The 22,984-nt window shown below is 41.2% G+C and carries 22 protein-coding genes; 5 read left to right on the forward strand and 17 right to left on the reverse strand.

Annotation, left to right across the window (positions count from 1 at the left end):
* Positions 1-299: 299 nt before the first annotated feature.
* Positions 300-1,499, reverse strand: coding sequence for an ABC transporter permease (locus tag ACESNQ_RS02735; RefSeq protein WP_368909555.1), 1,200 nt, complete (start codon positions 1,497-1,499; stop codon positions 300-302).
* Positions 1,496-2,389 carry an ABC transporter ATP-binding protein gene (locus tag ACESNQ_RS02740; RefSeq protein ID WP_373074826.1) on the reverse strand — a complete coding sequence of 298 codons (894 nt, stop codon included), beginning with the start codon at positions 2,387-2,389 and terminating at the stop codon, positions 1,496-1,498. The genes ACESNQ_RS02735 and ACESNQ_RS02740 overlap by 4 nt, the downstream gene beginning before the upstream one ends.
* A 303-nt stretch (positions 2,390-2,692) precedes the next feature.
* On the opposite strand from ACESNQ_RS02740, the gene ACESNQ_RS02745 reads away from it, so the two are divergent.
* Positions 2,693-3,598 (forward strand): alpha/beta fold hydrolase, encoded by a 906-nt coding sequence (locus ACESNQ_RS02745; protein ID WP_373074828.1) that lies wholly within the window; start codon positions 2,693-2,695, stop codon positions 3,596-3,598.
* Positions 3,599-3,717: 119 nt separating this feature from the next.
* Here the strand turns inward: ACESNQ_RS02745 and pheT are convergent, their stop codons facing one another.
* The 5 genes from pheT to ACESNQ_RS02770 all read right to left on the reverse strand — a co-directional run bounded on the left by pheT (position 3,718) and on the right by ACESNQ_RS02770 (position 9,806).
* Positions 3,718-6,123, reverse strand: a complete 2,406-nt coding sequence (gene pheT, locus ACESNQ_RS02750; protein ID WP_373074830.1) for a phenylalanine--tRNA ligase subunit beta — start codon at positions 6,121-6,123, stop codon at positions 3,718-3,720.
* A 128-nt stretch (positions 6,124-6,251) separates the two neighbouring features.
* Positions 6,252-7,298, reverse strand: coding sequence for a phenylalanine--tRNA ligase subunit alpha (pheS, locus tag ACESNQ_RS02755; protein ID WP_373074832.1), 1,047 nt, complete (start codon positions 7,296-7,298; stop codon positions 6,252-6,254).
* Positions 7,299-7,576: 278 nt separating this feature from the next.
* Positions 7,577-8,293, reverse strand: coding sequence for an LD-carboxypeptidase LdcB/DacB (ldcB, locus tag ACESNQ_RS02760; protein WP_373074834.1), 717 nt, complete (start codon positions 8,291-8,293; stop codon positions 7,577-7,579).
* A gap of 3 nt (positions 8,294-8,296) precedes the next feature.
* Positions 8,297-8,767, reverse strand: a complete 471-nt coding sequence (locus ACESNQ_RS02765) for an HIT family protein (RefSeq protein ID WP_373075168.1) — start codon at positions 8,765-8,767, stop codon at positions 8,297-8,299.
* A gap of 1 nt (position 8,768) precedes the next feature.
* Positions 8,769-9,806 carry a M42 family metallopeptidase gene (locus ACESNQ_RS02770; protein ID WP_373074836.1) on the reverse strand — a complete coding sequence of 346 codons (1,038 nt, stop codon included), beginning with the start codon at positions 9,804-9,806 and terminating at the stop codon, positions 8,769-8,771.
* Between the two features lie 132 nt (positions 9,807-9,938).
* On the opposite strand from ACESNQ_RS02770, the gene ACESNQ_RS02775 reads away from it, so the two are divergent.
* Positions 9,939-10,475 carry a DUF1307 domain-containing protein gene (locus ACESNQ_RS02775; protein WP_373074838.1) on the forward strand — a complete coding sequence of 179 codons (537 nt, stop codon included), beginning with the start codon at positions 9,939-9,941 and terminating at the stop codon, positions 10,473-10,475.
* A gap of 37 nt (positions 10,476-10,512) precedes the next feature.
* Here ACESNQ_RS02775 and brnQ read toward each other — a convergent pair whose 3' ends face one another.
* The 5 genes from brnQ to ACESNQ_RS02800 form a co-directional block, all read right to left on the reverse strand.
* Positions 10,513-11,838, reverse strand: coding sequence for a branched-chain amino acid transport system II carrier protein (gene brnQ / locus ACESNQ_RS02780; RefSeq protein WP_373074840.1), 1,326 nt, complete (start codon positions 11,836-11,838; stop codon positions 10,513-10,515).
* Positions 11,839-12,002: 164 nt separating this feature from the next.
* Positions 12,003-12,284: a rhodanese-like domain-containing protein gene (locus ACESNQ_RS02785; protein WP_373074842.1), complete on the reverse strand. Its 282-nt coding sequence runs from the start codon at positions 12,282-12,284 to the stop codon at positions 12,003-12,005.
* Positions 12,281-12,871: a uracil-DNA glycosylase family protein gene (locus ACESNQ_RS02790; RefSeq protein WP_373074844.1), complete on the reverse strand. Its 591-nt coding sequence runs from the start codon at positions 12,869-12,871 to the stop codon at positions 12,281-12,283. The genes ACESNQ_RS02785 and ACESNQ_RS02790 overlap by 4 nt, the downstream gene beginning before the upstream one ends.
* A 50-nt stretch (positions 12,872-12,921) precedes the next feature.
* The gene (pepV, locus tag ACESNQ_RS02795) at positions 12,922-14,322 is read right to left on the reverse strand and encodes a dipeptidase PepV (RefSeq protein WP_373074846.1); all 1,401 of its coding nucleotides are present in this window, start codon (positions 14,320-14,322) and stop codon (positions 12,922-12,924) included.
* A gap of 9 nt (positions 14,323-14,331) precedes the next feature.
* Positions 14,332-14,937 (reverse strand): nitroreductase family protein, encoded by a 606-nt coding sequence (locus ACESNQ_RS02800; RefSeq protein ID WP_373074848.1) that lies wholly within the window; start codon positions 14,935-14,937, stop codon positions 14,332-14,334.
* A 230-nt stretch (positions 14,938-15,167) separates the two neighbouring features.
* Between ACESNQ_RS02800 and ACESNQ_RS02805 the strand changes: the two genes are divergently transcribed.
* The gene (locus ACESNQ_RS02805) at positions 15,168-15,977 is read left to right on the forward strand and encodes an amino acid ABC transporter substrate-binding protein (protein ID WP_373074850.1); all 810 of its coding nucleotides are present in this window, start codon (positions 15,168-15,170) and stop codon (positions 15,975-15,977) included.
* A 63-nt stretch (positions 15,978-16,040) separates the two neighbouring features.
* Here the strand turns inward: ACESNQ_RS02805 and ACESNQ_RS02810 are convergent, their stop codons facing one another.
* The 5 genes from ACESNQ_RS02810 to zapA all read right to left on the reverse strand — a co-directional run bounded on the left by ACESNQ_RS02810 (position 16,041) and on the right by zapA (position 21,364).
* On the reverse strand, positions 16,041-16,874 hold the full coding sequence (locus tag ACESNQ_RS02810) for a metallophosphoesterase family protein (protein ID WP_373074852.1): 834 nt from the start codon (positions 16,872-16,874) through the stop codon (positions 16,041-16,043).
* A gap of 102 nt (positions 16,875-16,976) precedes the next feature.
* Positions 16,977-17,873, reverse strand: coding sequence for a TDT family transporter (locus ACESNQ_RS02815; RefSeq protein ID WP_373074854.1), 897 nt, complete (start codon positions 17,871-17,873; stop codon positions 16,977-16,979).
* 197 nt (positions 17,874-18,070) lie between these two features.
* A complete protein-coding gene (locus tag ACESNQ_RS02820; RefSeq protein WP_373074856.1) occupies positions 18,071-20,407 on the reverse strand; it encodes an endonuclease MutS2 in 2,337 nt (778 codons plus the stop codon).
* Positions 20,408-20,516: 109 nt separating this feature from the next.
* Complete coding sequence (locus ACESNQ_RS02825; RefSeq protein WP_006151592.1) at positions 20,517-21,065, reverse strand: CvpA family protein; 549 nt, start codon at positions 21,063-21,065, stop codon at positions 20,517-20,519.
* Positions 21,062-21,364 (reverse strand): cell division protein ZapA, encoded by a 303-nt coding sequence (gene zapA, locus ACESNQ_RS02830; protein WP_004252047.1) that lies wholly within the window; start codon positions 21,362-21,364, stop codon positions 21,062-21,064. Before zapA ends, ACESNQ_RS02825 begins: the two co-directional genes overlap by 4 nt.
* Positions 21,365-21,450: 86 nt before the next feature.
* On the opposite strand from zapA, the gene rnhC reads away from it, so the two are divergent.
* The gene (gene rnhC, locus ACESNQ_RS02835) at positions 21,451-22,332 is read left to right on the forward strand and encodes a ribonuclease HIII (protein WP_373074858.1); all 882 of its coding nucleotides are present in this window, start codon (positions 21,451-21,453) and stop codon (positions 22,330-22,332) included.
* A 4-nt stretch (positions 22,333-22,336) separates the two neighbouring features.
* Entirely contained in the window at positions 22,337-22,951 is a 615-nt protein-coding gene (gene lepB, locus ACESNQ_RS02840; RefSeq protein ID WP_223333567.1) for a signal peptidase I, read from the forward strand.
* The last annotated feature ends 33 nt before the right edge of the window (positions 22,952-22,984 follow it).

Consider the following 22,984-nt stretch of genomic DNA (forward strand, 5'->3'; position numbering starts at 1 on the left):
GATTCGAACGGCGCTTGAAAACTTTACCCAGCAGAACCTCACACTAGCCATAGCCATAGATATCCGTTAGGTCAAGGTGTTGATGCCAATCGACAAGGTCGCCTCCACCTCATCTTCACTCATCTAGCTAATCAGCATTATCCTAAGGACAATGATTAACAAATGCTCATTTTCAGCAACATCCATATAGTTCATGTTCTCCTCCTTTTCATTCTTCTTTCATTATAAAGTAAAGAAGACTAGACAGCAATGAATTCGTAAAGCAAAAACACCTCCAGTATTCACTGAAGGTGTCTCTTTTAGTGATAGCTCAAAGCACGTTTAAAGGTTTTCCAGATTCCCAAATCATCTGTTTGAAGGACTAGACTAGCATACATGCGTCCGATAAAGGCTGTTGCAGTGACTGCAAAAACAACCGTTATGGCAAGTGAAATCCAGGCTTCTAAATCACTTGCATACCCATTTATAGCTCTAAATGGCATAAAGAAGGTCGAGATGAAAGGAATATAGGAACCAATTTTCAGAACTAAATTGTCCCCAGCAGCACCTAGAGAGGTCACACCGACAAATCCTGCTATAATCAAGATCATCAATGGCGACAAGGCCTTTCCTGAATCCTCAGGGCGAGAAACCATAGAGCCTAGGAAGGCTGCCAAAACAACGTACATAAAGAGACTAACCAAGACAAACAATAAGGTATTGAGCGAGAAAGCCTCTCCTAGATGATTTAAAATTCCAGATTGTGCCAAGATAGGGATATCTTTAAAGAGCAGAATGGCAGCCAGCCCACCCACGACGTAAATGCCAATATGAGTCAAAATCACAAGAAGCAGAGCCAGCATGCGAGCGTAGAAATAATGACTAGCTCGGATACTAGAGAAGACCACCTCCATGATTTTAGTTCCTTTCTCGCTAGCTACTTCCTGAGCAGTGACACTAGCATAAGTAATCAAAATCATATAAAGGAAGAAACCAAGCCCTGCGGCCGCAATGGTTTGAACAATTTTTTTGTTTTCCTTAGATTCATCAATTTTCTCAGTAAAATCAACGGTTTGACTCAGGCGTTTTTCCTGTTCTTGAGACAAATTGGCTGCCGAACGATTGAGTTGGTATTGCAGTTCATTTAGCTTATTGGTTACTGCTAGTTTGACGCCTATTTCAAGGGAAGTTTCACCATGATAAACTGCCTTGAGAACACTACCTTCTTGATCAATGGTCAAATAACCTTTTATTTTTTCATCCTTGATGGCTTCTTGGGCACTGGCTTCATCCTTATAGTCAAAATTAATGCCATTGGTCGATTTGAGCCCTTCCTCCACAGATAGAACAGTTGTTACTACTGCTATCTTGCTATTCTTGGCCATAGAAGACCCTTGGAGATAGCCGATTCCTACAGATAAGGCTAAAAAGAGGAACGGCGAAATCACCATAAAGAAGAAACTCCACGACTTGATATGTCGAAGATAGGTTTCCTTCATTACAACCCACATATTTCTCATACTTCCACCCCTGATTCTAGTTTAAAGATTTCATCGATTGTTGGAGCTTGTTGGTCAAAGGTCGCAATATATTGACCTTGAGTGAGAATTGGGAAGAGTTCCCTTCCAGCGCTCTCGTCATCGAGGATCAATTTCCAACTTCCTTGCTTGGTCAAACTCACCTGTTTCACGTGAGGAAGTTTTTCCAGTTCTTCCTTGCTTCGTTCACTTGAAACAAAGAGACGTGTTTTCCCGTATTGATTGCGAACATCCTGAACTGGTCCATGCAAGACCACACGCCCATCACGAATCATCAGAATATCATCGCAAAGCTCCTCAACATTGGTCATGACATGGTCAGAAAAGATAATGATTGCACCGCGCTCTTTCTCTTTCAAGATGACTTGTTTGAGCAACTCGGTATTGACTGGATCCAAACCACTAAAAGGCTCATCCAGGATAATCAAGTCAGGCTCATGGATTAGGGTGATAATCAACTGAATTTTCTGCTGATTCCCTTTGGAGAGGCTCTTGATTTTGTCGGTCAATTTGCCCTTCACTTCCAATTTCTCCATCCATTGAGGGAGTTTTTCCTTGACTTCCTTAGCATCCATGCCCTTTAGAGTCGCCAAGTAACGAACTTGTTCAAGGACTGTCAATTTGGGCATGAGGCTACGTTCCTCAGGCAGATAGCCAATTCGAGCATAGGTTTCCTGACGAATCTCCTGCCCATCCAGACTGATCTCTCCTTGATACTCTAAAAATTTCAACATACTGTGGAAAATCGTTGTTTTCCCAGCTCCATTTTTCCCAACTAGACCTAAAATTCTTCCAGGTTGAGCTTGAAAGTTAACACCAAACAAGACTTGTTTGGGACCAAAACTTTTTTCAAGATTGCGGATTTCTAACATGATCCACCTCCTATTGTTTCTACACTCATTATACTCCTTTTTTTGGGCATTACAAGGATTTATGTACATTTTTAAATCTTGGTTTTAAATAAAGATATTTACTGGATTGAGAATTTATTTGCTCTTCCCAAATATCTTATTCCTCCAGTTTTTAAGTGATAAATATATTGTACTCATCTCTTGATAAATCCGTTGACAATGTTCTGAATTGTTACTAGTAATCTTCATCATCCTGTAGCTTATCGTACTTTTTTGTGGTATATTTATGATAAATAGCAGATTATTCTAGATAAGGAATTTGATATGAAAAAAAGACTTAAACTCGAACCAAACAACAATAACTTAATCATTTGGGAAGCTGAACAGCCAAAAGCCGTTCTTCAGCTTGTACATGGCATGGTAGAGTACGTGGAACGATATGAAGAATTTGCTCTAGTCATGAATAAAGAAGGTTTTACTGTTATCGGCCATGATCATCTCGGCCATGGTTTTACTGCTCAAAATCCAAGTCAACTCGGAGTCTTTCCTGAATCTCCCGAGGAACTCATCGATGATATTGAAAGAGTGACCTCTTTTATTCAAGAAAGCTATCCAAAACTTCCAATCGTCCTTCTAGGGCATTCTATGGGTTCTCTTATGTGTCGCTATTATGTAGCTAAACGAAAACCACCTATCAATGCCTTGATTATCATGGCGACTGGTCAACAACCTCAGTTTCTAACTCGGTTTGCTCTCATCCTAACAGAATGCATCCGACTTATAAAAGGGAATAAACACCGTAGTAAACTCTTGACTTATCTATCAACTGATAGCTTTAATCGAAGTATTAAGAATCCGAAAACATCTGTAGATTGGCTCTCAAAAAATGAAGAATCCAACCAAGCTTATCTGAAGGATCCATTCTGTCAATTCATACCTACTATTCCCATGTACAAAGCCATTTTTTACTTTTCTAACCAAGTAGCGAGTAAACAAGTGATCGATGAGATTCCAACCCAACTCCCAATTCTCGTGATTTCAGGACAAGAAGACCCTCTGGGCGAAAATGGTAAAGGTATCGAGAGATTTGTAAAACTCCTAAAGGCTTCACATTCGAAAGTCAGCCTTCGATTAGTTGAAGAGGCTCGTCACGAAATTCTAAACGAGATCAATCGACAAGATACTTACCACTTCTTAGCTGATTGGATGACAAAAAACATCGATGTCTGATTTTCTTGTAACAGTATTAAAAAGGAGTTGTTTTCCCACCAAGTTGATTAAATCATCAAGTTAAAACTTGATGATTTTTTGTACTAAAAAATCCATCTCTAGGGATGGATTTTAATCTGTTAACGCACTTCTGCATTCACTTTTTCTTCGAGTGATGCTTGGATTTTTTCCATGTAGCGTGCGACTTCTTCGTCGGTCAAGCTATCTTCTGGATTTTGGAAGGTCAAGCTGTAGGCCATCGACTTCATGCCGATACCCAGTTTTTCACCTGAGAAGACGTCAAAGAGTTTGATGTCTGTCAAACGTTTCACGCCCGCAGATTTGATAGCATCAACTACATCTTGGTGAGTCACTTCTGCTTTGAGAAGAAGAGCAATATCACGACTCACTGCTGGGAACTTAGTAATTTCCACAAATGGGCTAACTGGTTGAAGGGCTGCCTCAATAGCTGAAAGGTTAAGCTCAGCTACATAAGTTTCAGGGATATCATAAGCCTTAGCAGTGACTGGATGCACTTGCCCAAGGAAACCAAGAACTTGGTCGCCGAGTGAGATCAAGGCTGTACGTCCTGGGTGAAGACTCTTAATCTCTTGCGTTGCTGTATAGGTCGCTACAAGACCCAAGCGAGTAAAGAGTGCTTCAAGGATTCCCTTAGCATAGAAGAAGTCAACAGGAACAGCTGGAGTCTGGAAGTCTTTTTCAGCGACTAAACCTGTCAAGGCAAAGGCAAAGCTGTTGATTTCATTTGGCAATTCTTCTTTTGGATTACCAGTTTGCTCGAAGACTTTTCCAATCTCATAAAGAGCCAAGTTTTTATTCTTACGTGCTACGTTGTAGGCAACTGTATCAAGGATACCTGAAACCATATTTTGGCGGAGAACTGAACGGTCCACAGTCATTGGCCACATGAGCTCTGTTAAGTTGCTTGGCTGAATCGTAAATTCAACGGCTTTTTCAGGAGTTGTAAGAGCGTAGGTAATGATTTCTGTCAATCCAGCCCCTTCAGCAATGGTACGAACCTGACGACGCAATTTTTGAGTCGCAGTCAACTCACCTGCTGTCCCATCGTCTTTTGGAAGACTGGTTGGCAAGCGGTCATAACCATAGATACGTGCGATTTCTTCAAAAAGATCCGCTTCGATAGTGATATCCCAACGGCGACGAGGAACGCTCACTGTAAAGCTTTCTGCATTTCCAGAAAGGCCAAAACCAAGGCGACGGAAGACATCTTCAATATCTGCGTAGGAAAGCTCTGTACCGAGGACACGGTTGACATCAGCAAGAGTTGAAGAAACTTCTACATCAGAAGTATCAAGCTTGCCTGCTGAAACAATACCTTTACGAACGGTTGCACCTGCAAACTCTGCAATCATGCTTGCTGCCGCATCAAGGGCTTCATTGACAGTTGCCACGTTGATGCCTTTCTCAAAGCGAGAAGAAGATTCTGAACGAAGGTTGAGGCGACCGCTAGTCTTACGGATCGATTTACCATTGAAGACAGCAGCTTCAAGGACTACACGACTAGACTTTTCAGAGATTTCTGTAGCCTGACCACCCATGACACCTGCAAGGGCTACTGCTTTGTCAGCAACTGTAATCACGAGGTCATTTGTTTCCAACTCACGCTCTTCCCCGTCCAAGGTTACTAATTTTTCACCAGCACGAGCTTCACGCACACGGATGTCAGTCCCTTCAAAGGTATCCAAGTCAAAGGCATGCATTGGTTGACCAAAGTAAAGCAAGATATAGTTGGTCACGTCGACGACATTATTAATCGGACGGATGCCTTCGTTCATGAGGAGGTTTTGCAACCATTGCGGACTTGGTGCAATCGTCACATTGTCCAAGATACGGGCAGCATAGTAAGGCGCCTTGTCTGTATCAATGCTGACAGAAAGAGCATCGGCTACAGCTTGGTCTGTTTCTGAAAGAGCAAATTCTTTAAAGTTAACTGACTTGTCATAAATCGCTGCTACTTCATACGCTACCCCACGCATAGAAAGAGCGTCTGCACGGTTTGGAGTGATAGAAAGTTCGATGATTTCATCATCCAAGTCTAGGTAGGAGAAGACTTCATCCCCTGGAACAGCATCTTGAGGCAAGATTTGGATCCCATCTGCAAATTCCTTAGGCACAACTGAGTCAGAAATTCCCAACTCACCAAGTGAGCAGATCATTCCGAGAGATTCCAAACCACGGATTTTCCCTTTTTTGATCTTGTAGTTGTCCGCGATGCGAGCACCTGGAAGAGCTACCATGACCTTGATGCCTGCGCGCACATTTGGTGCTCCACAGACGATTTGACGGGCTTCTTCTTCACCTACATTGACTTGGCAGACATGCAAGTGTGTTTCTGGTACATCTTCACAAGACAAGACTTCTCCGACGACAATTTTTGAGAGACCAGCAGCTGGTGATTCGACACCTTCTACTTCAATCCCTGTGGTTGACATTTTTTCAGCCAACTCCTCTGATGGTACATCAATGTCCACCAATTCTTTTAACCATTTATAAGATACTAACATAATTCTGAGCATAAGATCCCAATCAGCGAGATCTTTTCAATTCCTTTCTTTTTCTTCGAGTCAGTCGTTCCTATTGCTACACTATAAAAAATGAGGACGACTTGTAGGATTGTGTTTAGGTTTCAATCTTATTTAAACTGTTCTGAGAAGCGGACATCGCCTTGGTAGAAGCCACGAATATCGTTGATTCCATAACGAAGCATGGCTACACGCTCTTGACCAAGACCAAAGGCAAAACCAGAGTATACAGTTGCATCGATACCACTCATCTCAAGGACTCGTGGGTGAACCATACCGGCACCCATAATCTCAATCCAACCCGTTTTCTTACATACGTTACAGCCGTCTCCTCCACACTTAAAGCATGAAACATCGACCTCAACAGATGGCTCTGTGAACGGGAAATATGATGGACGCAAACGGATTTGGCGCTCTTCACCAAACATTTTTTTTACAATCAACTGAAGAGTTCCTTGAAGGTCAGCCATAGAAATATTCTTCCCGACAACCAATCCTTCGATTTGGTGGAACTGGTGACTATGGGTCGCATCGTCTGTATCACGACGGAATACACGTCCTGGTGAGATCATCTTCAAAGGACCTTTTGAAAAATCATGGGCATCCATGGCACGCGCCTGAACTGGAGACGTGTGAGTACGGAGCAAGATTTCTTCTGTGATATAGAAAGTGTCCTGCATATCACGGGCTGGGTGGTCTTTTGGAAGGTTCATACGCTCAAAGTTGTAGTAGTCTTGCTCCACTTCAAATCCATCCACGACTTGGTAACCCATACCGATGAAAATGTCTTCGATTTCTTCACTAGTTTGTGTGAGAACGTGACGGTGACCAGTCGCAACTGGACGACCTGGAAGCGTCACATCGATACTCTCACTTGCTAGTTGTGCTTCCACTTTCTTTTCTTCCAAGAGCTTAGCTGTTTCTTCAAAGGCAGCTGTCAAGATATCGCGCGCTTCATTGACGTGTTTCCCGATAACAGGACGCATTTCTGCAGAAACGTCTTTCATCCCTTTGAGGATTTCAGTAAGCGACCCTTTTTTACCAAGGACAGAAACACGCAATTCTTGCATCTCTTTTTCATTTTCAGCAGTAATCTGCTTCAAGCTAGCTAGCGTTTCTTCACGAAGCGCTTTTAATTGTTCTTCAATAGTTGACATAATTCCTCCATCAGTCTTTCGTAGATAAAAAGAAAACCACATGCCAAAAACTCCACACTCGGAGCGTTGACACGCGGTACCATCCGTTTTCATCTGACAAGTCAGACCTTTATTTCTGAATCCATTGGCAAGTGAATTCACCCAGTTTTCATATAGAGAGCTTTCAGTCACGGCTCTCCTCCCTGATATACTTCCCCTGAGATACTAGTCTTGCAGATTCCTATTTAATTATTATTCATTTTATCAAATTTCAAGCATTCTTGCAAGATGTTTTGCGACTAATCAACATAGTCTCCACCTTCAAAGCCGTAATACTCTTCCAAGCTGAGACCACTTGCAGCGATGTCCTTGGCTTCTTTTCCGACGTAGCGAAGGTGCCATTCTTCAGCCATATAGCCTGTTTCTTTTTCCTTACCTTTGAGATAGCGAACGACAAAACCATAGTCTGCAGCATGATCTAAAAGCCATTGGGCAGCTTTTTCTTCTGTCACTAAATCTCCATCTGTGCCGATAAGGTCGAAAGCAAGACCTGTTTGGTGTTCACTATATCCAGGTCGTGCAGAATAGCGATCAGCCTCTGCCTTTCCGTCTTGGTTGACATACTCCTGATAAAGTTGAGTTTGAGTTTCATAACTTCTGAAACCACTATAATGATCGCTAATTGGGAAACCTGCTTCCTGCATAGCAGCAATAAGCTTCAACAACTCAGCCTTTGCTGTAGGATTTTCTCCAGGATTATAGTCCTTAGACAAGGGATAATGTTTATTAGCGATAACAATCTCATCGTACTTCCCTTGAACGCTATAGTAATCTCCTTTATTAACTACTTCTGCCTTTTTCTGGCTTGCTTCTTGAGATTTACTACCGACAGTTCCTTCTTGGACGGTTTTTTCTCCAGTTGAAGTCTGAGTTTCTGAAGTTGCCGGCTTTCCTTGTGAACAAGCCGCTAATGTCAAGGCTAATAAGCTTGACAAGACAAGGTATCTTTTTTTCATGGTCTATCCTTTCATTTCCATCATCTGGTCCAAAGTATCTGATAAGGTAGCAATCAAATCCTCTAATTTACTTCCCTTAACCTGATATTCTTCAGCGACCATTTCTTCCCATGGAACCCACCAGACTGGACCACGACCATTAAGACCGTGTCCTTTCATATCACCCTCTCGTCTAGGGAAAATATGCCAGTGAGCATGAGCATCTCCATTTCCTAACAACTCTACATTCATCTTTTCAGCAGAAAAGGCCTTAGAGACAGCTTCCTGAACCAGGCTCATTTCCTCTAAAAAGCGAAGTTTGACAGTTGGATGTAGATGATGTAATTCTGTAACATGTTCCTTGGCTAGGAATAGAGTGTAGCCTTCAAAGTACTGGTGATCCCCAATGACAACATAGCCTGTTTCCAGTTCTTTTACAAAGTAGGGATTGTCACCTGCCTTAATCAATTCAATTCGATCACAAATCAAGCACATCTTAGTCCACCAAGTCACTCTTGAGATAAGCATCTACCATACGCTCAGTAGCCACTACAGAATCAACATGAGTACGCTCGTATGAGTGACTTGACTCAATACCAGCTCCTAGAAGAGCGTGCTTGACTTCTGCTCCAGCTGACATGGCTGCAGAAGCATCCGAACCGTAAAATGGATAGATGTCTAATTTAAACGGGATGTCTTGCTCTTTTGCTAGAGCAACCAGATGTTGGCGGAACTCGTAGTGATACGGTCCAGAAGCATCTTTGACACAGATAGAGACTGTGTACTCATCTGTCTGCTGGTCATCTCCCATCGCTCCCATATCTACTGCCAGATATTCCACAACTTGATTAGGGATGTTTGAGTTAGCACCATGCCCCACTTCTTCAAATACTGAAAAGGCAAAATGCGTAGTAACAGGAAGCTCAATCCCTTCTTCTTTGTATACTTTGAGGAGATTTAGGAGAATTGCTGCGCTGACCTTATCATCTAAATGACGAGACTTGATAAAGCCTGTCTCTGTCACGACAGTTCGTGGATCAAAGCTGATAAAATCTCCAACTTCGATACCGAGTGCGCGTGTTTCCTTTTCATTGGTTACTTTTTCATCCAAACGTACTTCCATATTGTCCTGAGTACGTTCTACAGTTCCTGCGTCCTTGTATACATGACAAGAAGTCTGGTGGATCAAAATGGTACCTGAAATAGTCTTACCTGTACTAGCTACATGAACTGTACAGTTTTCTCCCTCAATCATGTTCCAAGGATATCCTCCAATACGGTCCATTTTGAGACGACCATCTGGTTTAACAGCGCGAACGATAGCTCCCAGAGTATCCACATGGGCAGTTACATAACGTTGTTGCTCGTCATTTTTACCTTTAACAGTAACGTTAACACCACCTTTAGCGGTACGGACAGGTTGATAGCCTATCTTTTCAAGTGTCTCAACTAAACAATCCGTAATCTCACGTGTAAAACCTGTTGGCGATGCGATAGCAGTTAGTTCTTTAATATATTCTACAGTTTGATTCATTTCTTCACCTCTTGCTACCATTATATCACTTTTCCCATTTTAGTATGTGTAAAAAGGAAAAACTGACATACTTTGATAATAAAAGTATGTTATGGTATAATGAAAAAAGTTCTTATGATGAAAGGAAAAAATATGAACAGATATTTCAAAATGACACTTCTCTTAGCCTTACCGTTGGCATTCTTGTTCGGATGTTCTAAACAATCATCAACAACTTCTAACTCTTCAAAAGCAGAGACAAGTGAGGTAAAAACTACTGAGGCTGAAACTACAGAAAAGAAATCAGAATTAAAAACTGTAACTTATGTAAATGATTCTCAGCCTGGTATCAAGTCAACGTTGACCTATACAGTTGACGGAGATAAAGTTTTGAAACAAAGTGCTCATAATGTTGCTGACCCTGAAGCTCTAAACAATACTGCAGAAGATGTTAAAAGTATAATTGAAGAAACCTACAAAGGCTACAAGGGTATCAAAGGTGTAACTTTTTCAATCGAAATTAAAGATGGTAAAGTCGTTCAAGATCTTGAAGTTGACTTTTCCGTTGCAAGCTTAGATGAACTTAGAAAAGCCTTACCAGAAGAATATTCTGGTATTGGAAACCGTGTAAGCTTTAACGCTTCTAAGAAAATGTTGAAAGAGCACGGTTTTACTGAAAAAACGAATTAAGAGCAATAGAAAAACCTTGACATATGCCAAGGTTTTTTTATTCCATCTCAAAAGCTTCACTTTCTTGTTTGTTAGGAAGAACAAGAGAAAGTAAAATTCCGATAATCGCTGGTACCAACCATGGCAATGAAGCCTTAGCAAATGGTAGAGCATTCACAATATTGGCAAGGAAGGTCACTTCAAATGAACTTCCTAAGACGCTAGCTATGGCAATAGCAGTTACAAGTCCCATAGTCAATTGCATCCCTGGTTTTGAAAGTGGTACAAATTTGTTCACAATCACAATCATAACAATCACAATGGTGATTGGATACAAGACAACTAGTACTGGCACTGAGTACTTGATAATGGCACTCAAACCAAGGTTTGCAATGGCAAAACCAATCAAGGTAAAGACAGTCGCATAAACCTTGTAGCTGATTTGTGGGAAACGTCCGTTAAAGAACTCCGCAGTTGATACAATCAAACCTACAGTAGTTGTAAAGCAAGTTACGGTTACCATAGCTGCAAGGAAAAGCTGAGCAGTAGAACCAAAGATTTCTTGGGTCGCTTGAGACAAGATATAAACTCCAGGAGTTCCGCCCTTCATCGCTTCTTCTGTTACTGGGAAGTGATTCCCAAGGAAACCTAACCCGATATAGAGAGCACTAAATCCTAGAGCCACAACGATTCCAACTACCCAAATGGTTGAAATGTACTCTTTCTTACTTGAGAAACCAAGTTGTTTCAAGGTTTGTACGGCAATAACACTGAAGGCAACAGAAGCAAGTGCATCAAGTGTATTGTATCCTTCTAAGAAGCCAGCACCAAAGGCTGAAGTTTGATAAGCACCTGACGCTGCTTGTGGTGCATTTGCTCCGTATTTAAAGGCTCCAAGAATAATCAAGATAACAATCAAAATTGCAAATACTGGAGTCAAGATTCGTCCAATACGATCCAAAATCTTTGAAGGATTCAGGGCGATTAAATAGGCTGCAACAAAGTAGAGAATGGTAAAGACAATCAAACCTAAACCCTTATCTGCTTCAGCTAGAAGGGGACTAATACCGACCTCAAACGATGTTGTTGCTGTACGTGGAATGGCAAAGAATGGACCAATCGACAAGTACAAAGCTGCAAGATAAATCGTCGCAAACCATGGAGAAATTTTCTTCGAAATTTCATAAATATAGCCCTTTGGATTAAGGGTTCCAATGATCAAGGTTAGGACTGCAATCCCAACACCTGAAAATACAAATCCTGCAATGGCAGGAAGGAAGTTTTCTCCAGACTGTGCGCCTAGAGTTGGAGGGAAAATCAAGTTACCTGCTCCAAAAAATATTCCAAACAGAAGTAATCCTGTTAAAGCACCTTTTTTAGCCATAAACTCTCCTTATAACATTAAAATACTTTCTTAGTATAACATGTTTAAAGGCATGAAAAGGCTATCTTGAAATAATTCTAAAATGTTTTCAATTTTCTGATTTTTAGAGCAAAAAAAAATCCCTTTAAAACCTTTCTTATTTTCGGTCTCAAAGGAAGTTTTTCTTATTCTAAAGCATCCATGCCACCTTGGACATTGATAACCTCATATCCTTGTTCTTCTAAAAATTGACAAGCGCGTGCTGAACGCATTCCTGATTTACAAATCACGTAGTAAAGTTGGTCTTTTTCCAGTTGTTTATAAGTATCCGCTAGTTGGCTGAGAGGGAAATTACGAGCACCTTCTAAATGAAGAGCTTCAAATTCCTCTACTTCTCTCACATCCACTAGAGAAAGTTGCTCATTTTGATAAAGCTGGTAAAATTCATCGAAGGAAATTTCTTTCATTCTTTTTCTCCTAAAATTGTTTTAATTCTTTTTTTCAAATCGGGCACCACTTCCGACTCAAACCAAGGATTTTTTTTCATCCAGATTTGATTACGTGGTGATGGGTGCACCAAAGGGAAATAATCAGGCAAATAATCCTTAAACCGATGCACACGGTCTGTCACCTTGCCACTGACCTTTTCATGCAGATAGTAGGCTTGGGCATACTGTCCAATCAAGAGCGTTAATTGAATATCTGGCAACTCCTTCAAAAGTTTTGGATGCCATTTTTCTGCGAAACCTGTACGAGGTGGAAGGTCACCAGATTTCCCATGTCCTGGAAAATAGAAATCCATGGGCATGACTGCAAAGTAACCTGAATTGTAAAAGGTGTCCTCATCCACACCCAGCCACTCTCGCAAGCGGTCGCCACTTTTATCCTTCCAGTAGAGCCCTGCTTCTTGGGTTTTGAGACCAGGCGCCTGACCAATGATATTGATACGAGCTGTTTTTGGTGCTGCAAATAGTGGCTCGATACTCTGCTCAGTATAACTGGCATTCTGTGGATCTGCCATAATGGCTTGCTTGATTCTTTCGATTTGAGACATTTTCTCCTCCAAAAAGAAGTCTAAGCATTAAATCTCAGACTTCTAGAGCATTATTTGATCAATTCGTAAATAGCTTCAGCGTAGATAGCTGCTGCACGGAAGAGATCATCCAAGGCGATAAATTCGTTGGCTTGGTGCATGGTATCGATAGAATCTGGGAACATAGCACCGTAGGCTACACCACGCTCTAACAATCGTCCAAATGTTCCACCACCGATGACTTGCTCATGACCTTGAAGTCCAGTTTGTTTTTCATAAACATTCAACAAGGTTTGAACGAGTGGATCTTCCATTGGCACATAGTGAGGAGTGTGACCATGCTCAGAAAGGCTAACTGAAGCAACTGGCAAGTTTTCAAGAACTGACTTGATTTGCTCTGGGCTTGTTCCTTTTGGATAACGGAAGTTAAGGGCAATGGTATTGTCAGCGCTTGTTTCATCAAAGCGGAAGACACCAGCATTCATAGAAAGGGCACCCATCTTTTCATCCACATGAGCCACTTTCAAGTTTTTGCCTTCGTGGTCATTCAAAAGAATCTTACCAGCAATGTCAAGGAAGTCTTTTGCAGGTCCTTCAAAAGCAAACTGGCTGAGGAAGAGAGCAAGGTAAGTCGCACCATTGACACCTGAAGCAGGCATAGCACCGTGAGCAGATTTACCGATAATCGTAACCTTGTACTTGCCATTTTCTTCTTGGATTTCTCCTCTAAGCTTGTGCTCTGCAACAAAAGCATCTAGTTTCGCTTGCAAGTCAGCTAAGTCTCCTGAAACGACTGCAGTTGCTGACTCAGGTACCATGTTTTCACGCAAACCACCTGAGAAACTGTGAAGACGAGCCGCCCCCTTGTTTTCACCGGCAAAGTGGAGATATTCTGTGATATTTCCTTTTTCACCGTTGATGATTGGGAATTCAGCATCTGGAGAGAAACCGAAGTCTGGTTTTGCTAGTCCTACATGTTCAAAGTAGTAGTCCATGTCAGCCCAACCTGATTCTTCATCAGTCCCGACAATAAAGCGAACTTTTTTAGAAGTTGGAAGTCCCAATTCTTTGATGATTTTCAAACCATAGTAACATGCTGTAGTTGGTCCTTTATCATCAGAAGCACCACGCGCGTAGAGACGACCATCTTTGATAGTTGGAGTGTAAGGATCCGTATCCCAACCGCTACCTGCTGGCACAACGTCCATATGGGCAAAGATTCCAAGAACTTCTTCCCCTTCACCAAACTCAAAATGTCCTGCGTAGTTGTCGACATTTTTAGTTGGGTAACCATCACGGTCTGCGATTTCAAGGAATTTCTCCAAGGCTTTCACTGGACCAGGTCCAAATGGGTGCTCCGCATCTGCCTTACTGTCATCACGTTCTGAGTTGATTTCCAAAAGGCTAAACAAGTCAGCCAAGAGGGCTTCTTTACGTTTTTCTACTTCTGCTGTAAAATCAATAACTGTCATTTTTACTTCCTATCTTTTTTCGATAATTTCATCTACTGGCAAGCGGTAGCTTGGTTCCAACTTCTCGTCTGTGTATCCTACTGTGATCAAAAGTTCTGGACGGAAGCGTTCTTCAATTTCCAAGACCTCGTTGACTTTTGATTTATCAAAACCAAGGATAATGTTTGAACCGATTCCCTGGTCAGTCAAAGCAAGAACCAAGTTCATAGCTACTAGCCCTGCATTAAGAGCTAAGTAGTCACTGATTTGTTGTTCATTGTAACGCGCAAACTCTGCTGGAAGATTTTTCATAAAGTACTGAAGTTGTTCTTCTGAGAAGTTCTTTGCTCCACCAACACGGGCAATCTTGCGAGCTCGTTTAGCTAAGTCAGTATCTGTAAACAAGGCAATGGTTACAGGGGCAGATGCTACTTGCTCAAAGTTTGCACCGTAAGCCAATTTTGCTAATTCAGCATTTCTCTCACGAACCACAACAAACTTCCAAGGCTGACTGTTGTGAGCACTTGGTGCCAAGGTTGCGATTTCGATAGCTGTACGGACATCCTTTGGATCAACAGGTTTATCAATAAAATGCTTAGTCGCATGACGTTTTTTATTTAACTCAAGAAATTTCATAAGCAAGTTCCTTTTCTATTTCTATTGCTTCCATTTTACCACATTCTGAAAGAGCTTGCAGAGATTTTTCATTGGCGGAATAAATTATCTTTTCTTATCTGCTTTGAATTTTAGATTATAGACTCAAACTGGAAATTATAATAATTCTCTATCACGTCCATAAAAAATATATATTAGCTATTTGATGAATTGTCTGGTAAGCTAGATACCATTAAGTAAAGGAGACTCTCATGAAAAAATTATTCTTATTATTAGCCATTAGTCCCTTGTTGGTTGCCTGTGGACAATCTAAACAAGAAAGTACTTCTACTTCCACTGCTAGTCCTAAAACCATTGTCGTAGCAACTGCCGGAGACATCCCGCCTTTTGACTTTGAAAAAGATGGAAACCTGACTGGATATGATGTTGAAGTTTTAAAAGCAGTCGATGAAAAACTAGACCAATACAAGATTGAATTTCAAAAAACAGCTTGGGAGAGTATCTTCCCTGGAGTTGATGCTGGTCGTTACCAAGCTGCTGCCAACAACTTGAGCTTCACCAAAGAAAGAGCCGACAAATATCTCTACTCCCTACCAATCGCAAAAAATCCTTTGGTTCTCGTGAGCAGAAAAGACAAGGCTCTTACCTCTCTTCAAGACATCGCTGGTAAAACAACCCAGGATGACACTGGAACTTCTACTGCCAAGGTTGTTACGGACTGGAATCAAAATCACTCCGACAATCCTGCCACCATCCAATACTCTGGTGAGGATGTCGCTAAACGCCTGACTGACCTCGCCAACGGTGAATTTGATTTCCTAATCTTTGACAAAATCTCTGTTCAAAAAATTATCCAAGACCGAGGTTTAGACTTGAATGTAATTGACTTGGAAAGCAATGATAATCCAAATAACTACATTATCTTCTCAAGCGACCAAAAAGAATTTAAAGAACAATTCGACAAGGTTCTCAAAGAACTCTACCAAGATGGAACCCTTGAAAAACTCAGCAAAACTTATCTCGGTGGTTCTTACTTACCAGATAAATCTCAATTACAATAAGATATATTAAAAACGATTGGCTAGTCCAATCGTTTATTTAGTATCTGTTCGTTAAAGCACCTTTTACAAAAAATCAAAATAGTTTTTGACATCCTTGATATAACCATGTTTTTCATTGAGGCTGGCTAACAAATCTCTATTATGGCCTTGATAGTTGTCCTCACGTCGCAACTCTTCATACATTTCGATAAAAGGAAGGCCCTTGGTCTTGGCTGATTCTAGCTCTGATTCATAGTCATAAGCAACCTTACGAAATTGGATATTGACTAATTCACCATTTTCAATCTCAAGTAAGGCATACTGGGCTCGGTGATTTTTCAGCCTTACCCAGTCAAAATAAGGCATACCAATCGAACCTGGATTGATGATTTGTTGACCTTGGCTACCATAACGAAGCAACTGCTTGTGAACATGACCATAGACGGCTACATCAGTAGTTTCATCAAGTAACTGGTCAAATTTTTCGGTATCATTTTCAACCAGCAAATCACCACCATAATTTTTCTCAGGTAAATTATGTGAAAGAGAAAAGCACAAGCCTTCTACTTCTTTCTTGGCTACCATAGGTAAATTTCTCAACCAATCAATATGCTCTGGATTTAGACGCTCCATCAGATACTGGGTCAATCGCATAAGCTGGACTTCTTGGGGATCCTCTAAACCATATTGCCCATCTAAAGCCTCTAACACACAATCATCCCAGTTGCCTCGAACAGATGCTGTAATGGGAAGGTCTTTCAAAAGAGCCACCAAGTCATTTGCTCCCGGTCCAGGAAGAAAAATATCTCCCAGAAGCCAATATTCAGTCGCTCCCAATTTTTTAGCGTCCTCAAGCACTCCAGCTAAGGCTGTCGTGTTGCCATGAATGTCTGATAAAATTGCAATCTTATGGTTCATTTTACACACTCTCTTTATTCGTATTTATTTATTCTAGCTATCCCTTACACCGTTATAGGTCTGCACCTTGCTTCATCTCACTTCTAAGTGCTAGGGGTTCTTTTAGTTCCTTAAATATCTTATATACTCTACTAATACGTAGATGAGGATTGTTAAACAAATGATCATCTCTAACCAAACGACGAGGTTGAGGACCGGAAACTGCAGAATGCCTTGGGACATTTTCAATGAAGTTGCTGTGATGATGGTTGGAAAGGTTAGGGCTGAGAAGGCTGGTTGGAAACCTTGTTTTAAAATCCTTGGCAAGCGACTAAGGACAAAGAAAAAGAAAAACTGTGATGCAAGGATCATAACTAGTAAAATCCAACTAGGAAGACTGTATCCTCCTATTCTCACTAATGATGCCAAAAGGAGAGAAAATGGAGCACAATAGATTCCTTCTTGCCCCAGCAAAGCGAGCGGTAATGGATTTTTCCTTAAATCTTGATAAATTAGAGGGTAAAGGATAAGGGTTAAGATAAAACCAAAAATCCAAGCTCCATAGGCAATCCCAACAATGCCCACCACGGGGTAGGTCAAGCTCGCTACTGCTATTCCTACATAAAGAACTGTCCAAGTTGGTGTTGCACTGGCCCTTTGTTTAACCAAGGCATAGTTCTTTGTAAAGTATAAGATGAGGTAAACATCTAGAAGAAAAGCAAACCACCAGAGAATCTGTGCAACAATGCTCATGTTCGGGGGTAAGATTCGTAATAAATACGTCGATAAAATCATCCCTGCCATGGGAAAGGTTGCCATTCCTGACAAAACAGGGGCTTTCTTTAATTCCTGCTTACTTTCATGCCAGTTATTGAGGTGGCTTACCAAAAAATAAAACCATAAAATCAAGCCTGACAAACTAAAGATGTGTGATAAAAGCGGAAAAATATCCAAGATGAGATTTCCTGCTCCAGCCAATCCCAATAAGCAACCTGAAAAGGCTAAGGGGAGTTTTTTCATACCAACCTCCGATAATGACGTTACTATCAGTATAGCATAAATAAAGCTCAGTTAGACAAGCCTTCATCAATTTTTTTGGCTATAAAACGATTGTCCCCTTTTAAAATACTCACTAACAATAATAATTAAAATATATTCATCAAAAGAGTACCTATCACTTGATAGGTACTCTTTTGACATTTCATTCTATAGTTTGGTTAGCCTTTAAAGGTAACGATAGTCGCTCCAGAACCACCTGCATTTTGTGGCGCATAGCCAAAGCTCTTGACTTGCTTGTTTCTTTGGAGATATTTGGTTACTCCTTCACGGATGACTCCTGTACCGATACCATGGATGATGTCCACTTGGGCCATGTTGTTGAGCAGGGCTTGGTCGATAAAGGCATCCAAGGCTTCCATAGCTTCCTCATAGCGTTTGCCACGAAGGTCTAGTCGAGCCTGTGGACCTTTACCACCTGCCCGTTTGACAACGTTGACTTGTTTTTTCTTGACTGGTGCTTCTTGCTGAGCCTGAACCAAGTCAAACTCTCTTTCCTCAAGGGTCATCTTAATCAAGCCAACTTGGGCTTCCCAACGACCATCCTTGAGTTGATTGGTCAAGGTACCTCGTTGACCATAGCTTAAAACGATGATATCATCCCCAACTTTTGGAGCTCGTTTTTTCTTAGCCTTTTGGAGGACTTTATTTTTAGAAAGATCAACTTTTTCAGGTGCTAACTTCTTGAGCTTGGCCTTGGCTTCGACAATCTCATGTGGTTTTAGTTGAGATTTGCTGTGAAGATTTTTAAGAATATCATCACTTTCTGCCAGAGCTAAGTCAACAATTTCCGCAGCTTGCTCACGCGCCTTATTGAGTTCTGTTTCCTTTTCACGATTGAGCTCGTTGTAGAGTTTTTTAAGCGCACGGTTCATCTTGAGGTTTTCTTGCTCGACTTGACGAATATTCTCAAGACGTTTACGGCTTTCAAGCGTCTGCTCTTCCAATTGCTCAATAATGCGATTGACATCATTGTCTTGATTAATCTGCTTGCTAGCGTCACCTACAATAACATCTGACAAGCCGAGACGTTTAGCAATCTCAAAGGCGTTACTTCGACCAGGTACTCCTTGCATAAAGCGATAGGTTGGACGCAGGCTAGCTGTATCAAACTCCATGCTAGCATTTTGAACATAGGCAGTTTCAATCCCGTAGGCCTTGAGTTCAGGATAGTGAGTGGTTGCCATAGTCTTGACCTGACGCAAGCGCAAGTCTTCTAGGATAGACATAGCAAGGGCTGCACCTTCTTGGGGATCTGTTCCTGCTCCAAGCTCATCTAGTAACAAGAGCGAGTTTTGATTGACCTTACCAAGAATATCAACGATATTGGTCATGTGACTAGAGAAGGTTGAAAGACTTTGTTCGATGGATTGTTCGTCTCCGATATCCGCAAAGACCTCCTCGAAAATCCCCACACGACTTCCCTTATCCGCCAAAATCGGCAAACCTGACTGGGCCATCAATTGCGTCAAACCTAAGGTTTTGAGCATAATGGTCTTACCACCCGTATTGGGACCAGTGATGACGATGGCTGTTAGATCTTTACCAAAGTGTACATCATTAGCAACAGCATTTTGCACCAAGGGATGACGAACATGGAGGAGTTGAATCTCCTGGTCCTCAGAGACTTGAGGAACTACTGCTCCTGTCTCTTGGATAAAGCGAACCTTAGCCCGAATTAAGTCCAAATGCCCAATAATCCATGCATCATTTGCGATTTCAGCTGCATGCGGTCTTACTCGTTCAGAGAGTTCCTGAAGAATACGCATCATCTCATAGCGTTCGTCTGCACGAAGACTAGCAATTTCCTCACTCAGCTTGACTACTTCACGCGGTTCGATATAGACAGTGTTCCCGCTGGCAGAAATATCATGAACCACACCGGCAATCTTATTACGATAGGTGTTTTTGACAGGAAGAACCTGGCGACCATTTCTACTAGCGATGATACCTTCTGTCAACATCTGAGCCTTTTGTTTGAGAAGGTCTTGCAAGACGTCACGAACTTGGCTCTCGCTATCATGGATTTTACGGCGGATTCGTGCTAGTTCTTCACTAGCAAAATTCTCAATAAATCCAGCTTCATTGATGGCTTGGAGATTGCCCTGCAGATGTGGGAAGTCGTGAAGTTTCTCAAACCAATTTCCCAAGTGGTCCAAGCGGACATTTTCAAGATTGTCATAGAAGTTTTTCAGTTCACTGCTGGCAAATATGACACGTTTGAGAAGGAGAAATTCCTCAATGTTGAGATCAGCACCCATCTCCAAACGTTTGCAGGTAGCCGCAATATCTTTTGTTGCCGAAATGCTGAAATGAGGATGCTCAACAAAGAGTTCCTGCATCTCCTTCATTTCTGCAAAGGCCTGTCTAATTTTATCAGCTTTATCTGTTGGAACTAGCTCTTTTAACTGTTCTAGTCCTTGTTCCGTCAAAAAATGAGGTTCAAATAAAGCCTTGACCTTGTTAAATTCTAACGTTTCTAGTATTTTTGTATTCATCTTATTTCCTTAGTATTAAAGTTATGGCTTTTCTTATTTTCAACTCTTTAAATCAATCTCTTACTTTTCGAAATTGTAAACAAAAGGCTAGGAATAGTTCCCGCCCTTTTTAACCGATTATTTTAGTAACCCAAAGCTGTTTAATAAAATTAGTTGTGAATGGAATGCTTTGGATGATATGTCTAGCTACAAAGCTATTTTCAAGTGAATTTTGAACAATTTGTAATGGCACAGTCGCGAGAATCGTTAGCATCATCTGGAGGACAAACAAGGTCACACCGATTGATAGCACACCCGCACCGATACGATAGTATTTACCATCAAGTATCTTACTTGGTACTAGGTTTAGAAAAAGACCAAGTAAACGGCCGATGCAGTAAAAAATCGTAAAGGCCAAGAGGAAGCCGACACCTGCATAAAAAACCTTATCTAGATGGAAAAGTTGATTGGATGGGAAAAAGAAAGTTCCCTGTCCTTCCTGCGGATTAGCATAAGGGATTAATAAATTGAACTTCTGCCCTAAAGCTAGGTAATATTTGCTTGCAAAATAAGCAGAGACAATCGTTGCTACAAGATAATATGCTTGCAAAATAATTCCTCTGCGGTAGCCAATATAAAAGCTCCAAGCAAGGATTAATAAGAGTAGAATGGAAATCATAGGGAATCCTCAATCTTACTCTGCTCTTGTTTAGCCGCAACCACTTTATAACGGAGCGATTCTAACTCTTGCTCCTTATCATCAAATTCAATCTCACGGCTGAGCTGTGTTGACAAGCAGTTAACTGCTAAGAGAATTGCTACTGTCTCATCATCAGCTCCAGGCATTTGTTCTTTGATTGCTTCATACTTTTCCGTCGCAACTTTAGCAATCTCCTCCATGAAAAGATTGTCATGTTCAGTTGTCAGGGTTAATGTTTTTTTCCCAAATGTAAACTTGAATCGATTTAAATTTGCCATAAAATTCACCTCAAGATATTATACCAAATTTCACTTAGTTTGTCAGTTTTTACCAATTCTAGCGCTTTTATGGTACAATAGAGACTATGGCAAGTATCACATTAACTCCGAGTGAAAAGGAAATTCATGCTTTTGTTCAAAAGCATGAACATGCACTCACTCCTAGTAAAAATCCCTATATTCGCTACTTTTTAAAGCTTCCTCAAGCCAGTGTTTCCGTCTATACATCTGGGAAAGTCCTCTTGCAAGGAGAAGCTGCTGAAAGCTATGCTAGCTTTTTTGGTTATCAAGAAGCACAAGTAGTTAGCGGGCAAAATTTCCCCTTGATTGGAACAGATGAGGTTGGAAATGGTTCCTACTTCGGTGGCCTGGCTGTAGTGGCGTCATTTGTAACTCCTGATCAGCATGACTTTTTACGAAGACTCGGGGTTGGAGATTCTAAAACACTAACTGACCAAAAGATTCGTCAGATTGCTCCCCTTCTTAAGGAGAAGATTCAACATCAAGCACTCCTTCTTTCGCCAAGTAAGTATAACGAAGTCATTGGGGAACGCTATAATGCTGTTTCTGTCAAGGTAGCTCTTCACAATCAAGCAATCTTTCTCCTCCTTCAAAAGGGAGTTGAGCCTGAAAAAATTGTTATTGACGCCTTTACCAGCTCACAAAATTATGAAAAGTATCTAAAAAATGAAGCCAATCATTTTCCTAATCCAGTCACGCTAGAGGAAAAAGCTGAGGGCAAGTACTTGGCTGTTGCAGTTAGCTCCATCATTGCGCGTGATCTCTTCCTAGAAAATCTTGAAAACTTAGGACGAGAGTTAGGCTATCAACTTCCAAGTGGTGCTGGAGCTGCTTCTGACAAGGTAGCTAGCCAAATCCTTCAAGCATATGGAATGAAAGGGCTCGGCTTCTGTGCAAAGCTGCATTTTAAAAACACTGAAAAAGCTAAGCAACTTCTAGAAAGGTAAAAGTATGAATTATTTTAAAATATTTTTAAAAGAGTGGGGAATTTTCTTCCTGATTATTGCATTAATAGGTCTCAGCCGTCTCTTTCTCTGGAGCAATGTTCGTGTAGAAGGACACTCTATGGACCCTACTCTAGCTGATGGAGAAATTCTCTTCGTTGTCAAACATCTCCCTATCGATCGCTTTGATATAGTTGTCGCTCATGAGGATGAAGGGAATAAAGATATCGTGAAGCGAGTCATCGGATTGCCAGGTGATACCATCCGTTACGAAAATGATAAGCTCTACATCAACAATCAAGAAACCGATGAGCCTTACCTAGCAGATTATCTCAAACGCTTTAAAGAGGATAAACTCCAATCAACCTATACCGGAGATAGCTGGGATGGGAAAAAAGGCGAGTACTTCAGAAGTCTTGCTGAAAAAGCTGATGCCTTTACCTTAGATGTTAACTTCAATACTAGCTTTACCTTCACTGTTCCAGAGGGACAATACCTCCTACTTGGTGATGACCGTCTGGTATCTAGTGATAGCCGGCATGTTGGTACTTTTAAAGCAAAAGATATTATTGGAGAGGCTAAATTCCGCTTCTGGCCACTCAAACGTATTGGAACATTTTAAGAACACTAAGAGGCCGAGAAATATAAATCTCAG

Origin of the sequence: Streptococcus infantis, from assembly GCF_964243025.1 — a bacterium.
GTDB lineage: Bacteria > Bacillota > Bacilli > Lactobacillales > Streptococcaceae > Streptococcus > Streptococcus infantis_N.